This window comes from Xanthobacter sp., from assembly GCF_041911315.1.
GTDB lineage: Bacteria > Pseudomonadota > Alphaproteobacteria > Rhizobiales > Xanthobacteraceae > Xanthobacter > Xanthobacter aminoxidans.
In genome coordinates this window covers 12,490-26,419 of sequence record NZ_JAYRPE010000054.1, presented here as the reverse complement: position 1 = coordinate 26,419, position 13,930 = coordinate 12,490, and the positions used below count along the sequence as shown (strand labels likewise).

General features: G+C 68.9%; 12 protein-coding genes. 5 read left to right on the top strand and 7 right to left on the bottom strand.

The features are described from left to right. Positions 1 to 16 precede the first annotated feature (16 nt). Positions 17 to 1,150, bottom strand: a complete 1,134-nt coding sequence (locus tag ACE3QW_RS15780) for an alpha-D-ribose 1-methylphosphonate 5-triphosphate diphosphatase (RefSeq protein WP_374252412.1) — start codon at positions 1,148 to 1,150, stop codon at positions 17 to 19. Between the two features lie 120 nt (positions 1,151 to 1,270). Continuing rightward, on the bottom strand, positions 1,271 to 2,917 hold the full coding sequence (locus ACE3QW_RS15775; protein ID WP_374252410.1) for a hypothetical protein: 1,647 nt from the start codon (positions 2,915 to 2,917) through the stop codon (positions 1,271 to 1,273). A 277-nt stretch (positions 2,918 to 3,194) separates the two neighbouring features. On the opposite strand from ACE3QW_RS15775, the gene argB reads away from it, so the two are divergent. Then, positions 3,195 to 4,100, top strand: coding sequence for an acetylglutamate kinase (argB, locus tag ACE3QW_RS15770; protein ID WP_029876530.1), 906 nt, complete (start codon positions 3,195 to 3,197; stop codon positions 4,098 to 4,100). Positions 4,101 to 4,120: 20 nt separating this feature from the next. Here the strand turns inward: argB and ACE3QW_RS15765 are convergent, their stop codons facing one another. The 5 genes from ACE3QW_RS15765 to rpsT all read right to left on the bottom strand — a co-directional run bounded on the left by ACE3QW_RS15765 (position 4,121) and on the right by rpsT (position 10,262). After that, positions 4,121 to 4,660 (bottom strand): GNAT family N-acetyltransferase, encoded by a 540-nt coding sequence (locus ACE3QW_RS15765; RefSeq protein ID WP_024276662.1) that lies wholly within the window; start codon positions 4,658 to 4,660, stop codon positions 4,121 to 4,123. Positions 4,661 to 4,737: 77 nt separating this feature from the next. Next, a complete protein-coding gene (gene recF / locus ACE3QW_RS15760; RefSeq protein WP_374252407.1) occupies positions 4,738 to 5,892 on the bottom strand; it encodes a DNA replication/repair protein RecF in 1,155 nt (384 codons plus the stop codon). Between the two features lie 91 nt (positions 5,893 to 5,983). Next, complete coding sequence (gene dnaN, locus ACE3QW_RS15755) at positions 5,984 to 7,102, bottom strand: DNA polymerase III subunit beta (RefSeq protein ID WP_374252405.1); 1,119 nt, start codon at positions 7,100 to 7,102, stop codon at positions 5,984 to 5,986. 331 nt (positions 7,103 to 7,433) lie between these two features. After that, positions 7,434 to 8,885 carry a chromosomal replication initiator protein DnaA gene (gene dnaA / locus ACE3QW_RS15750; RefSeq protein ID WP_051679397.1) on the bottom strand — a complete coding sequence of 484 codons (1,452 nt, stop codon included), beginning with the start codon at positions 8,883 to 8,885 and terminating at the stop codon, positions 7,434 to 7,436. Between the two features lie 1,110 nt (positions 8,886 to 9,995). Next, a complete protein-coding gene (gene rpsT, locus ACE3QW_RS15745; protein ID WP_024276666.1) occupies positions 9,996 to 10,262 on the bottom strand; it encodes a 30S ribosomal protein S20 in 267 nt (88 codons plus the stop codon). 305 nt (positions 10,263 to 10,567) lie between these two features. On the opposite strand from rpsT, the gene ACE3QW_RS15740 reads away from it, so the two are divergent. The 4 genes from ACE3QW_RS15740 to ACE3QW_RS15725 all read left to right on the top strand — a co-directional run bounded on the left by ACE3QW_RS15740 (position 10,568) and on the right by ACE3QW_RS15725 (position 13,920). After that, on the top strand, positions 10,568 to 11,554 hold the full coding sequence (locus tag ACE3QW_RS15740; RefSeq protein WP_374252403.1) for a complex I NDUFA9 subunit family protein: 987 nt from the start codon (positions 10,568 to 10,570) through the stop codon (positions 11,552 to 11,554). 103 nt (positions 11,555 to 11,657) lie between these two features. Then, on the top strand, positions 11,658 to 12,362 hold the full coding sequence (locus ACE3QW_RS15735; RefSeq protein WP_374252401.1) for a phosphoribosylanthranilate isomerase: 705 nt from the start codon (positions 11,658 to 11,660) through the stop codon (positions 12,360 to 12,362). Beyond that, entirely contained in the window at positions 12,359 to 13,576 is a 1,218-nt protein-coding gene (trpB, locus tag ACE3QW_RS15730) for a tryptophan synthase subunit beta (protein WP_374252399.1), read from the top strand. Before ACE3QW_RS15735 ends, trpB begins: the two co-directional genes overlap by 4 nt. Before the next feature lie 2 nt (positions 13,577 to 13,578). Continuing rightward, positions 13,579 to 13,920, top strand: coding sequence for a hypothetical protein (locus ACE3QW_RS15725; protein ID WP_374252398.1), 342 nt, complete (start codon positions 13,579 to 13,581; stop codon positions 13,918 to 13,920). Positions 13,921 to 13,930 lie beyond the last annotated feature (10 nt).

Here is a 13,930-nt window from a genome sequence, read left to right as displayed (position 1 = left end):
AAAAAAGGCCGGCGCGTCAGAACACGCGCTCGCCTTCCGCCAGCACCTGCCGCACCACCGGCGTGCCTTCCACGATGCGGAAGCGCACCACGTCGGCCCGGAGCCCGGCTTCGAGCCGGCCGCGGTCGGCGAGGCCCGCCATCTGCGCCGGGTTGCGGGTGACGAGGGCGATGGCCTGCGGCAGCGCCATGCCGTCCACGGTGTGGAGGCGCGTCGCCGCCTGAAGCAGGCTCGCCGGCACGTAGTCGGACGCGAGGGCGTCCACGAGGCCCTCCTGCGCCAGCGCACCCATGGCGACGCCGCCGGAATGGGAGCCGCCGCGCACCACGTTCGGCGCCCCGCCGATGGTGGCGAGATCGGCCGCGCGGGCCGCCAGCGCCGCCTCCCGGGTGGTGGGGAACTCGCTGATGGTGCAGCCGGCGGCCTGCGCCTCGGCCACATGGGCCTCGGTGGTGTCGTCGTGGCTGGCCAATACGAGGCCGGTTGAGGCCAGCATCTCCACCAGCGGCGGCATGTTGCGCGCCACGTTGGCGCGACCGCGGGCCGTGCGCTCGCCGATCTCGCGCTCGGCCTCGCGGGCGTCCTTGCCGATGCCCAGCAGGAAATTGCGCAGCGTTTCCACATTGCGCCACTGCCGGGCGCCCGGCGTGTGGTCCATCAGCGAGGCGAAGGCGAGGCTTGGCCGGGCCAGCGTCGGCTCCACCAGATCGAGCACGTTCGGGTCGGTCATCTCGCAGCGCAGGTGCACCTTGTGGTCGGCGCGGAACAGGGGCGCCCCTTGCTCCACCGCATCCAGCATGGTGCCGAACAGCTCGCGCCGCTCCGCCTTCGCCTGGTCGAAGCCGCCGGCGCAGATGGCGTCGAACACGGTGGTGATGCCGCTCGCTACCGTCTGCCCGTCATGGGCGAGGGCGGCGGCCCGCGCATCCGGCCAGAACACCTTGGGACGGGGGACGAAATGGCCCTCCAGCGCGTCCGTGTGCAGGTCGATGAGGCCGGGGGCGATGAAGTCGCCGTCGCAGTCGATGGCGGCCGGCGTGGTGGCGCGGCCCGCGTCGATGGCGAGGATGCGCCCGTCCCGGAGGGTGATGGTTCCCGCGACGACGGCATCGTCGAGGACGAGGCGGGCGTTGGTGAGAACGGTGTCCATCGGGGCTCCGGATCGAGGCAGGGCAAAAGGATACGGGCCCGGCTACCGGCCGGGCCCGCGGGAGGTTCTGCGTTGCACCCTATCGTGACACCGCGGTGACGTCGCCTGTGTCAGCCGGCGTCAGGAGTGCGGGGCGGGTGAGGCCGGCAGGGCGGGCAGGGCCGGCGGGCGAGGTACCACCTCGTAGAGCTGGAAGCGCTCGCCCTCGGCGATGAGCTTGAGGTGGTCGCTGTCCGGGTTGGGCGCGCCGCGCTCGGTGAACAGGAGGTAGACGTAGTCGAACTTCGACGGCCACAGGTCCCAGTAGCGCGGGCCGTCGGGCGTCGGGTCTTCCTCGGTGACGAGCAATTGCTCGATCTGGGGCGGGGTTCCGTCCTCGGTATCCACCTGCTCGTTGAAGGGCTTGCGGGCGCGCAGGATCTGCTTGCCCTCCACCGTGAAGGCGGTGGTGACGAGGGACGACTTCTCGATCATGGCGAGGCAGGCGGCGTGCATCAGGCCGAGGTCGGTTGGATCGTTGCCGCCCTGGATGTCGGCATAGGCGACGAGCACGCGCGAGCCGGGGCGGATGCGGGTGACCGATTCGCGGAACGCCACCGTCCATTGCGACAGCCGGTCCCACACCACCTGAACCTCGCCGACCCGGACCGCCAGCATCAGGATCAGCACCACCGCGAACCCGCGCCGGGCGAAGCGGTGGCGCAGGTCCGCGCGCATGGCGGCGAGCACCATGAACACGATGGCCGCCGGCAGGCGCTGGTCCGCCATGTAGGTGGCGAACACCACCCGCGGCATGGCGAGATAGACGAGCCCCGCCACCAGCAGCAGAGGCAGCATGAAGGAGTGGACGTTGAGCAGCCGGTGCCGCGCCGCCCAGACGCCGGCCACGATGAAGATCGCCGCCACGGCGACCGCCACATGGTCGATATAGACGTTGAAGATCAGCTCGATGCCGGCGATCTTGCCCTGCGGCTCCCAGTAGTTCTGCCCGCTGAGGCCCCAGGTGGGGCTCGCCAGCAGCAGCGGCAGGATGGGCAGGAAGGGCAGGCCGCCGCTGACGAACACGCCGATGCGCGGCCAGATCGGCCCGCGGCCGAGGCGCAGGCGGTCCAGCTCGTAGGCGAGGATGCCGATGCCGTAGATGCCCGCGGTGAACAGGTGGCAGAAGAACAGCGCCACCACGAACGCCGCCGAGACCAGATAGCGCCAGGGCCACCACTTGTCGCGCAGCGCCACCCAGGCGCTGAGCGCGAACAGCGCCAGCCCGATGCCGAAATAATAATTCATCACGCCGATGAGGAAGACGCCGCTGTAGAGCAGCGGGAACGCCAGCAGCGGTAGCGCCGACCACACGCCGAACAGCGTGCGGTTGAGCGTCATGGTGCCCCCGGCGATCAGCGCGAAGCACATCAGGGTGTAGATCTCGCCGGCGGTGTAGATGCCCACCACCTTGTCGATGAGCGGGACGATGAGGTCCATCATCAGGTTCGGCAGGATCGACCATTTCAGCGTGTAGAAGCGCGCGAGGTCCTGATCCCCGGGGATCGAGGCGATCACGTGCATGCGCGCGAGATGGTTCACGTAATCCGACAGGGGCGGGATCGGATGGGTGAGGATCGGGATCGACACGAGGCCGAGGCAGGCCACGAACAGCAGCAGGATCTGCCAGGGGCGGAGATCGTGCGGCCGGCGCTCCGGCGGGTGGCCATGATGGGCGTGCGCGGCGGCGCTCGTGGAATGCTTGGCAGGCAGAATCGGAGGCGTCATGAAGGCCGGGTCTCTCTGGCGGCGGCTGGAGCTACGGCGGGGCGAGGGCTGTGGCGGGCGAACCGGTGACGGTAGTTGACGCCGCCATTGTGTCGGCCGGGACTGCTTCTCATCACCTTTTCGCGAGGGAAGGAAGCCCGGCCGACGAGATTTCCGCACCGGCCTGTCCCGGCCGCGCCGCGAGCGGACCTTTCACCGCACGAGGGAAACCGCTAGAAGGGCGCCGCCCGGCGGCCCCACCGCCGTGCCCCCGCGAGCATCCATCTGCGAGCCCCCCATGACCGAGCCCCATTCCCAGTCCGTGTCGGAAGCCCAGCACGAGGCCGAAGTGCTGGCGCGGGCGCTGCCGCACATGCAGCGCTATGACGATGCGATCGTCGTGGTGAAATACGGCGGCCACGCCATGGGCAGCGAGGACGTGGCGCGCACCTTCGCCTCCGACATCGTGCTCATGGAGCAGTCGGGCATCAATCCGGTGGTGGTGCACGGCGGCGGGCCGCAGATCGGCGCCATGCTCAGCAAGCTCGGCATCAAGTCGGAATTCGCGGCGGGCCTGCGCATCACCGACAAGGCCACGGTCGAGATCGTCGAGATGGTGCTGGCCGGCTCCATCAACAAGCAGATCGTCGGCTTCATCAACGAGGCGGGCGGCAAGGCCATCGGCCTGTGCGGCAAGGACGGCAACATGGTGCGCGCCCGCAAGGCGAACCGTGTGGTGGTCTCTTCCGGCGGCGATGACGCGCAGGAGGTGGACCTCGGCTTCGTCGGCGAGCCCGACACCGTGGACACCACCGTGCTCGACCAGATCCTCGGCCGTGAGCTGATTCCCGTGCTGGCCCCGGTGGCGGCGGCGGTGGACGGTGGCACCTACAACGTGAACGCCGACACCTTCGCCGGCGCCATCGCCGGCGCGCTCGGCGCCAAGCGCTTCCTGCTGCTCACCGACGTGCCGGGCGTGCTGGACAAGAACAAGCAGCTGATCCCGCGGCTCACCATCGCCGAGGCCCATGCGCTGATCGCCGACGGCACCATCTCCGGGGGCATGATCCCCAAGGTGGAGACCTGCATCTACGCTCTGGAGAAGGGGGTGGAGGGCGTCGTGATTCTCGACGGCAAGGTGCCCCACGCGGTGCTGCTGGAGCTCCTCACCGACCACGGCGCCGGCACGCTCATCACCCGCTGACGTTCATCCCTTGAGGACGTTCACCCCTTGAGGAGGTCTGCGTCCGCCGGAATGGTGGTCGCGCCCTCCCCGAGGGCGCGCTGCATCAGGACCGTATCGATCCACCGGCCGAACTTGAGGCCGGTGGCCGGCAGGGTGCCGATGGAGCCGAAGCCGCAGGCGCGGTGCAGGGCGATGGAGCCGGCATTGCCGCTGTCGCCGATCACCGCCACCATCTGGCGGAAGCCCAGCGCCTCGCACTCGGTGATGAGCGCTTCCAGCAGCCGGCGGCCGACCTTTCGGCCCCGGGCCGCCTCGTCCACATAGATGGAATTCTCCACCGTGTAGCGATAGGCGACGCGCGGACGGAAGGCGCTGGCATAGGCATAGCCCAGCACTTTCCCGTCCTCTTCCAGCACGAGATAGGGATAGCCGCCGTCCATGAGGGCGGCCTGGCGGCGGGCCATCTCCTCCGGTCCCGGCGGTTCCAGCTCGAAGGAGGCGGTGCCGTTGCGGACCGCCTCGTCATAGATGGCGGTGATGGCGGGAATATCGGAAGGGGTCGCGGGACGGATCGGCATACCCTCTTTTAAGCCGCCGCAGCGCATCCGCCAAGCTTGTCGTCCGTTCAAGCTTGTCGTCCGTTCTTGCTGTCCGTTCAGGCCCGCGTGATCGTGCCCGGTGCGACGGTGAAGCGCGTCGCCGTCTCCAGCGCCGCGAAGGCGGAGGGGTCGGCCCCGGTCATCCAGACCTGCGCCCCGAGACGGGCCAGCGCCTCGAACAGGCCGGCGCGGCGCTCGGCATCGAGATAGGCCACCACGTCATCCAGCAGCAGCAGGGGGGACAGGCCCTGCATGCTCCCCACCAGCCGGGCGTGGGACAGAGTGAGGCCGATCAGCAGGGATTTCTGCTCGCCGGTGGAGCAGCGCGCGGCGGGCAGGCGCTTCTCGCCGTGGCTCACCGACAAATCGGTGAGATGGGGGCCCTCCAGCGTGCGCCCGGCCGCGCGATCCCGCGGGCGATTGTCGCGCAGCAGCGCCCGATAGCGGTCCTCCACCTCCAGCGCCGGATGCTGGGCGATGAGGCGCTCCACCGCGCCGTCGAGGGCGAGTTCGGCGAAGGGGAAGGGGAAGGGCGAGGCCTCGTCGCGATGGGCGGCGATTTCGGCCGAGAGCCGCGCCACCGTCTCCAGCCGCGCGGCGGCCACCGCCACCGCCAGCTCGGCCACCTCGTGCTCCACCGCATCGAGGAAGCGGGCGGAGCCGTTCTCCTCCAGCAGCCGGTTGCGCGAGCGCAGGGCGCGTTCGAGGCCGTTGACCCTCGTGCCGTGGGAGGCGTCCACCGCCAGCACCAGCCGGTCGAGATAGCGGCGGCGGTCGCCGGGTGGGCCGAGGAACAGGCCGTCCATCTCCGGCGTCAGCCAGAGCACCTTGAGATGATCGAGGAAGGCATTGGCCGAGGGCACGGCCTCGCCGTCGATGCGGCAGCGCCGCTGCCCGCCTTCCTGCGCCGGGTCGTAGCCGGTGCCGAGGCGAACTTCGCCCAGCGCACCCTCGATGAAGGCGGAGACCGCCCAGGGCGCACCGTCCGCGTCCGGCGCGTGGCTTCCGGGCGGGCGGTGGCCCACGTCGGCGAGCTGCGCCCGGCGCAGGCCGCGGCCGGGGGAAAGGAAGGAGAGGGCTTCGAGGAGGTTGGTCTTGCCGGCGCCGTTCGGCCCGGTGAGCACGATGGCGCGCGCCTCCACCGCCACCTGCGCCGCCGGATAGGAGCGGAAAGCGGTGAGCGACAGCTTCAGGATGGCGGCGTGGAGCATGATGTCACGATCGCCGCGGCGTCAGGACCGCCGGGCCGGCTGCCGGACAGGCCCTTATGCGCCTCACACCCGCAGTCTCAAACGCGCGATCTCAAACGCGCATGGGCATGAGGACGTAGAGCGCATCCGTCTTGGTGGAATCGCGCACCAGCGTGGGCGAGCCGGGATCGGCGAGCTTCAGCTCGGCCGTGTCGCCTTCGAGCTGGGAGGTGATGTCCAGCAGGTAGCGGGAGTTGAAGCCGATATCGAGGGGCTCTGCGGTGTAGTCCACCTCCAGCTCCTCGGTGGCGCTGCCCGAATCAGGGTTGGTGACGGACAGGGTCAACTTGCCGTCGCCCAGCGACAGCTTCACCGCGCGGCCGCGCTCGCTCGACACGGTGGACACGCGGTCCACGGCGGCGGCGAACTCGTCCTTGTCGACGATGAGGGTCTTGTCGTTGCCCTGGGGAATCACCCGGCCATAGTCCGGGAAGGTGCCGTCGATCAGCTTGGAGGTGAGCACGATGGCGCCCACCTTCACGCGGATCTTGGTGGCGGACAGGGAGATGGTGACTTCCGCCTCCTTGTCCTCCAGCAGCTTCTGGATCTCGGCGACGGTCTTGCGCGGCACGATCACGCCCGGCAGGCCCTGCGAGCCGGCGGGAGCCTCAAGCTCTGCCTGGGCGAGGCGGTGGCCGTCGGTGGCGACGGCGCGCAGCATCGGCTTGCCGCCCGCGTCGGTCACATGCAGGTAGATGCCGTTGAGATAATAGCGCGTCTCCTCGGTGGAGATGGCGAACTGCGTCTTGTCCACGAGGCGGCGGAACTCCGCGCCCTTGACCTTGAAGGTGTGGGAGAATTCGCCCGCCGCGAGATCCGGGAAATCGGCTTCGGGCAGGGTCTGGAGCGAGAAACGGGCGCGGGAGGCGCGCACCGTGAGGGTGCCACGCTCGCCGCCGGCTTCCAGCTGCACCTGCGCGCCATCGGGCAATTTGCGCACGATGTCGTAGAGCACGTGAGCCGGCACGGTGGTGGCGCCCGGCTGCCCGGTCTCGGCCGGCACGCTCTCGACCACTTCCAGGTCGAGGTCGGTGGCCTTCAGCTCCAGCGTGCCCTTGGCCGCCTTGATGAGCACGTTGGCGAGGATCGGGATGGTGTTGCGCCGCTCGACGACACGGTGCACGTGGCTGAGCGATTTCAGAAGCTCGGCGCGCTCGACGGTGACCTTCATCGTCCTGGCCCGTTCACTCTTCGCTTCCGAGCCGGCCTGCCGCGGGATCCGATGTCCCGCCGGTGGGTCCGCCTCGACATTCTAAGGATGACGCCCGCAGATCCCCTCATCCGTCATGCGGGCGAGGGGCGCGTGCGCCGGTGTGGCGTGGCGCGACGGCGCAAGCCGCCGTCTGGCACCCGATGGAACGGGCGCCGGGCCGCCGACATTGCCGCCCCGGGGGGCGCAAGGCAAGGGTTGGCGGGGAGATTTTCTGAAGCGGGGGTTTTTCGCGGGGCAGACCGGCGGCACCGGTGCGGCGCCGCCCCTTCGTCCTGCCCCTGAGGCAGACTCAGCTTTCGAGGGCGAGCCGCTTCAACACCTCGATCTCGTCGGCCAGCGCGCGGTCGGTGGCGACGAGCCCGTCGATCTTGCGCACCGCATGCAGCACGGTGGTGTGGTCGCGCCCGCCGAAGCGGCGGCCGATCTCGGGCAGGGAGCGCAGGGTGAGCGTCTTGGCGAGATACATGGCGATCTGCCGCGGCTTCACCACCGTCGCGGTGCGGCGCTGGGACAGCAGGTCGGCGCGCGAGACGTTGTAGTGCTTGGCGACCACCCGCAGGATGTCGTCCACCCGCACGCGCTTGGGATCGGTCGGGCGGATGAGGTCCTTGACCGCATTTTCCGCCATGTCGAGCGTCACCGGCTCGCCGGTAAGCTGGTTGAAGGCCAGCAGCTTGTTGAGCGCGCCGTCGAGGTCGCGGCCGGACTGGCCGACGCTGCGGGCGAGGAATTCCAGCACCGGCGCCGGCACGGCGAATCCCTGGTGCTGCTCGGCGAGGGTCTGGTAGCGCGACTTCAGGATCTGCAGGCGCAGGTCCTCCTCCAGCGGCGCAAGATCCACCACGAGACCGCCGGCAAGGCGGGAGCGCACGCGCTCGTCGAGGTGCTCAAGCTCGCCGGGAAGGCAGTCGGCCGCCAGCACCACCTGCCGCCCGCCATCCAGCAGGGCATTGAGGGTGTGGCAGAATTCCTGCTGGAGATTGTTGCCCTTCAGGAACTGGAGATCATCGATCACCAGCGTGTCGATGGTCCGCAGCGTATCCTTGAAGGCGATGGCCGAATGGGACTTCAGCGCCGACACGAAGCCGTACATGAAGCGCTCGGCGGTCAGGTACGTGGTGCGCCGGCCATGGGCGGCGCCGGCGCGGGCCACTGCCTGCAACAGGTGGGTCTTGCCGAGGCCGACGGCCGCGTGGAGATAGAGCGGATTGTAGACGGGCGCGGCGCCGGCGGGGGTCTCGGCCACCTTGCGCGCGGCGGCGAACGCCAGCGAATTGGACTTGCCGACCACGAACGATTCAAACGTCAGGCGCGGGTCGAGCGGCGATCCGGACGCGACGTCGCCGCCCGTCTCCCGGACCTCGCCGCGCGCCTCGGAGGCACGGGGGGCCGGCTTCGTCTCGACGGGACGCTCGGTGCGCTCGCTCACCACCTCGCGCGGGGCCGAGGCCTTCAGCGCCACGGGGCGCGCGAAGGCGTTGCGCACGGCGAGATCCACGCGGCGGCGCGCGCCGCTCTCTTCCGCCCAGATGTCGGCGATGCGCGGCAGATAATTCTCCTGAATCCACGACTTCAGGAATCGCGTGGGCACCGACAGGCGCACCACGTCCGACGTCAGCGCGTCGAGATCCATGCGCGCGAACCAGCTGGTGAACTTCTCTTCGCCGATCTCCTCGCGCAGCCGCTGGAGCACCCGATCCCACGGGGCCGAGGGAGCGCTGGGGTTCGACGCGCAATCCATCTCGACGGCCTCCGCAAGGGCTGACTGAAAAGGAACGGTGCGCGCGGCAACCGGCGCATGAGGCTTGAGCATAAGGATCGCGACCGCGCGAAAGGCGGTTCCCTGGTTGGAGACGCAAAAGCCGTCCGCGCCCTGGGGCGGGCAGCGCGGCCTTTGTCTCGTGGGGAGTTTCGGAAACGGGTGCTAAGGCACCCACGGCATCAGCGCAACGGGTTCAACGCACCGTCATGCGCGGTCCTTGCCGTAGCTGGGCGGCGGGGCGCAACTGGAATGGAGCACAGCGCTCCGGCAGGCTCGAACGCAACGCGTAGCCGAAGAGATCGAGGGACCTGTTCCTGTGTCCGCTGCCGCGCATGTGCCCGAAGTCATAGCCGCCCCATCTCCGACGATGCCAACCATCGACGGGTGTTGGAATGAACCAGTTTTTTGTTTGGTCTCGTAGATGCCTTTAGGCGGATCAGATGTCCGCCCTTAGCATAGCTCCAACGAATGAAGGTAACGCAGATTACGAATACGGCCGAAGACGAGGGGTACGTGAACGAATTCAGACACGATACATCCCCTCCTCATCCACGAAGAGCCGTGAAAACTTCATTCTATCGGTGAACCCCAGGGTCGCTCCCGGAGTGAGGTTGAACATACACAGCCGGTTTGGGGGGTGCAACGCCTTTGACCCCGGCGGGGGGATAGCGGGTAAAAGCCGGTGCGCCCGCGCCACACCCCCGACCTTGCGTTCAGCCGGCAAACCTCTGTCGCGACAATGAGATTCGCGAAGCCGGCGCAGGAAGTGCGGCGCCCCGCCACGTAGGGAAATACGGTTATCCAATACTCCTCCAAAGGGGCCGCTTTGGCGTGTTCCAGCCTTTGGCCTCTAAGCCGTTCTCGCGGATCGGGTTTTTCTGATCGGTCCGGATTGCCCCCGCAGCGGCCGGCCGGGCTGGAAAAAACCGCGCCCTTTGCCGAGTTTCCGGCCGCCGCGCCCTTGACGGGGTCAGAGAATCGGGGTCCGCGCGCAACAGTCTGGCTGAAGATCTCTGCGGCCGGTCCAAAGCAAAAAGGCCCGGCAGAGCCGGGCCTTCAAGATAAGTCAGTCTGCTTGATTGATCTAAATCAAGCGCTGAGCTTCTTCACGCGGGCGGCAAGGCGGGACACCTTGCGGGACGCGGTGTTCTTGTGAATGACGCCCTTGGTCACGGCGCGCATGATTTCCGGCTCGGCCGCCTTGAAGGCAGCGGAAGCGGCCGTGGCGTCGCCGGTGGCGAGCGCGTCTTCGAGCTTGCGCAGATAGGTGCGCACGCGAGACCGGCGAGACCGGTTGACCTCGGTGCGACGCTCGATCTTGCGGACCGCCTTTTTGGCGGAAGGCGTATTGGCCATCGGCCGTCCTTGCTGGTTCGCGCCCGGCGGCACGGCCATCTGGCCACTTCGCGTCGCGCATGAATGAGTGAACAAGCCGGCAGCCCATGCCGCCAGCTAGGTGGCGGGCTTATACGGTCGCGCGGCTCCCGCGTCAACACGTTGGACGGAAAAGTCGTACACGACGTGGCACCTTGGCGGCTTTACGGAACCCGCCGGCATCGCGTATGTGCTGCGCGCACTCTATATATGGCATGCCGGCACGAAGGCATGCCGGCGGCGCGCAAGGCCGAGGCCGGCGCGGCGCATCAAGGCGGGGGTTCGGCATGAGCGATGTGACGGTGACCGATCGTCCGGTGAACGACAGCCTGGTGACGGTCTTCGGCGGCTCCGGCTTTCTCGGCCGGCATGTGGTGCGAGCGCTGGCCATGCGCGGCTATCGCGTGCGCGTCGCCGTGCGCCGGCCGGAACTGGCCGGCTTTCTCCAGCCGCTGGGCTTCGTCGGCCAGATCCAGATTTCCCAGGCCAACGTGCGCTATCCCGAGAGCGTCGCCCGCGCCGTCGACGGCGCCGAGGCGGTGGTGAACCTCGTGGGCGTGCTGGCTGAGGGCGGCCGGCAGAGCTTCGATGCCGTGCACGCCTTCGGTGCCCGCGCCGTTGCCGCCGCGACCGCCGCGCAGGGCGTGCCGCTTGTGCATCTCTCGGCCATCGGCGCCGATGCCAATTCCCCCTCCGGCTACGGCCGCAGCAAGGCGGCCGGCGAGGCCGTCGTGCGCGCCATGGTGCCGGACGCGGTGATCTTCCGCCCCTCCGTGGTGTTCGGGCAGGAGGACGAGTTCTTCAACCGCTTCGCCGCCATGGCCCGCCTCTCCCCGGCGCTGCCGCTGATCGGCGGCGGCGTCACCAAGTTCCAGCCGGTGTTCGCCGGCGACGTGGCCGCCGCCGTGCTCGCCGCGGTGGACGGCAAGGCCAAGGCCGGCACCACCTACGAGCTGGGCGGTCCCGAGGTGCGCACCTTCCGCGAGCTGATGGAGCTGATGCTCGCCGAGATCGGCGCCAAGCGGGTTCTGGTGGACCTGCCGTTCGGCCTTGCGACCCTTATGGCCAAGCTCACCCAGTGGGCTCCCGGCGCGCCGCTCACCGTCGATCAGGTGGACATGCTGCGCTCGGACAATGTGGTGTCGCAGACTGCGATCGCCGAGGGCCGGACGCTGGCTGGCCTCGGTCTCACCCCCACCTCCCTCGCGGTGGTGCTGCCGACCTATCTCTGGCGGTTCCGCAAGGCGGGGCAGTTCACCCGCGTCGAGACCTGACCGGCCCGCCGGTCCCTTCCCGACGCATCGCGAGGGCCGTTGAATTGGCGGCCCTCACCTCTACGGTGTGAAGGTTCACGACCGGCACCCTCAGGTTCACCCCATGGCTCGCGACGACAGGCGCTTCGAGATCAAGATCTGCGGCATCCGCACGGCGGAGGCCCTCGACGCCGCCCTCGATGCGGGCGCCGATCTCGTCGGCTTCGTCCATTTCCCCAAGAGCCCGCGCCACCTCGCGCTCGCCGATGCGCCGACCCTCGTCGCCCGCGTCGCCGGCCGCGCCGGCAAGGTGGCCCTGTTGGTGGACCCGGATGACGCGCTCCTTCGGGACGTGATCGCCGCCTTTTCGCCGGACATCCTCCAGCTGCACGGCCATGAGACGCCCGACCGCGTCGCCGACATCCGCGCACGCTTCGGCCTGCCGGTGATGAAGGCGCTGCCGGTCGCCCGCCGGGAGGACCTTACCGTCCTGCCGGCCTATGCGGCGGTGGCCGACCGCATCCTGTTCGACGCCAAGCCCGATCCGGGGGCGCTTCTGCCCGGCGGCAACGGCCGGCCGTTCGACTGGGCGCTGGTCGCCGGCCTTGACGTCAACCGGCCTCTCATGCTTTCCGGGGGTCTTACCGCCGACAACGTGCCGCAGGCCCTCGGATTGGTCCGGATGGACGGCGTGGACGTATCGTCTGGCGTGGAGGACGCGCCCGGCGTGAAAAGTCCCGACAAGATCCGTGCCTTCGTCGCCGCCGCGAGGCGCGCCGCATCCACCTCATCCTTGCAAGACCCCCTATCGAAGGCCCGCGCGTCGTGACCGTTCTCAATTCCTATCGCTCCGGCCCCGATCACCGCGGCCATTTCGGCATCCATGGCGGCCGCTTCGTCGCCGAGACGCTGATGCCGCTCATCCTGGAGCTGGAAAAGGCCTATGAGGCGGCCAAGGTCGATCCCGCCTACCACGCGGAGATGGCCGGCTACCTCACCCATTATGTGGGCCGCCCCTCGCCGCTCTATTTCGCCGAGCGCCTCACCAGCCATCTGGGCGGCGCCAAGGTCTATCTGAAGCGCGAGGAGCTGAACCACACCGGCTCCCACAAGGTGAACAACGTGCTCGGCCAGATCCTGCTCGCCCGCCGCATGGGCAAGGAGCGGGTGATCGCCGAGACCGGCGCCGGCCAGCACGGCGTCGCCACCGCGACCATGTGCGCCCGCTTCGGCCTGAAGTGCGTGGTCTACATGGGCGCGGTGGACGTGGAGCGTCAGGCCCCCAACGTGTTCCGCATGAAGATGCTGGGTGCCGAGGTGGTGCCGGTGCAGTCCGGCTCGCGCACCCTCAAGGACGCCATGAACGAGGCGCTCCGCGACTGGGTGACCAACGTCCACGACACCTTCTACTGCATCGGCACGGTGGCCGGCCCGCACCCCTATCCGGCCATGGTGCGCGATTTCCAGTCCATCATCGGCCGCGAGACCCGCGAGCAGATGCAGGAGATGGAGGGCCGCCTGCCGGACAGCCTCATCGCCTGCGTCGGCGGCGGCTCCAATGCCATGGGCCTGTTCCACCCCTTCCTCGACGATCCCGAGGTGAAGATCTACGGCGTGGAGGCGGCGGGCCGGGGCATCGACACCCACGAGCACGCGGCGTCCATCGCCGGCGGCCGGCCGGGCGTGCTGCACGGCAACCGCACCTATCTGCTCATGGACGGCGACGGCCAGATCACCGAGGCCCATTCCATCTCGGCCGGCCTCGACTATCCCGGCATCGGGCCGGAGCATTCCTGGCTGAACGACGTGGGCCGCGTCACCTATCTCAACTGCACCGACCAGGAGGCGCTGGACGCCTTCCAGCTGCTGACGCGGCTCGAGGGCATCATTCCGGCGCTGGAATCGGCCCATGCCATCGCCAAGGTGATCGAGCTGGCACCCAAGCTGCCGGCGGACCACCTGATGGTCGTCAACCTTTCCGGCCGTGGGGACAAGGACGTCCCCCAGGTGGCGGAGATACTCGGGACTCGTCTGGGGGCGTGACCATGAAGAGCATCTGCGGGAAAGTCGTGTCGTCCTCGATCGCCACGGCGGCGGTCGTGCTCACCCTTGGCGGCGCGCAGGCGGCCGACCTCGAACTGACGCCGGGCAAAATCTACACCGACGCCGCCGGCGCCTATGTCTCGGTGGCGGTGAAGAACTCGGGCACCGCCACGGTGGCCGAGGTGAAGGTGACCTGCGAGTTCTTCGCCGGCAAGCGTGCCCTCGGCAAGTCCTCCACCACGCTGTTCTCCATCGTCGGCGGCGTCACCGGAACCGATCAGGTGCGCTTCCTCGGCGGCACCAGCGCCACCAGCGCCACCTGCACACTGGCCGGACAGAAATAGTCCGCGTCCC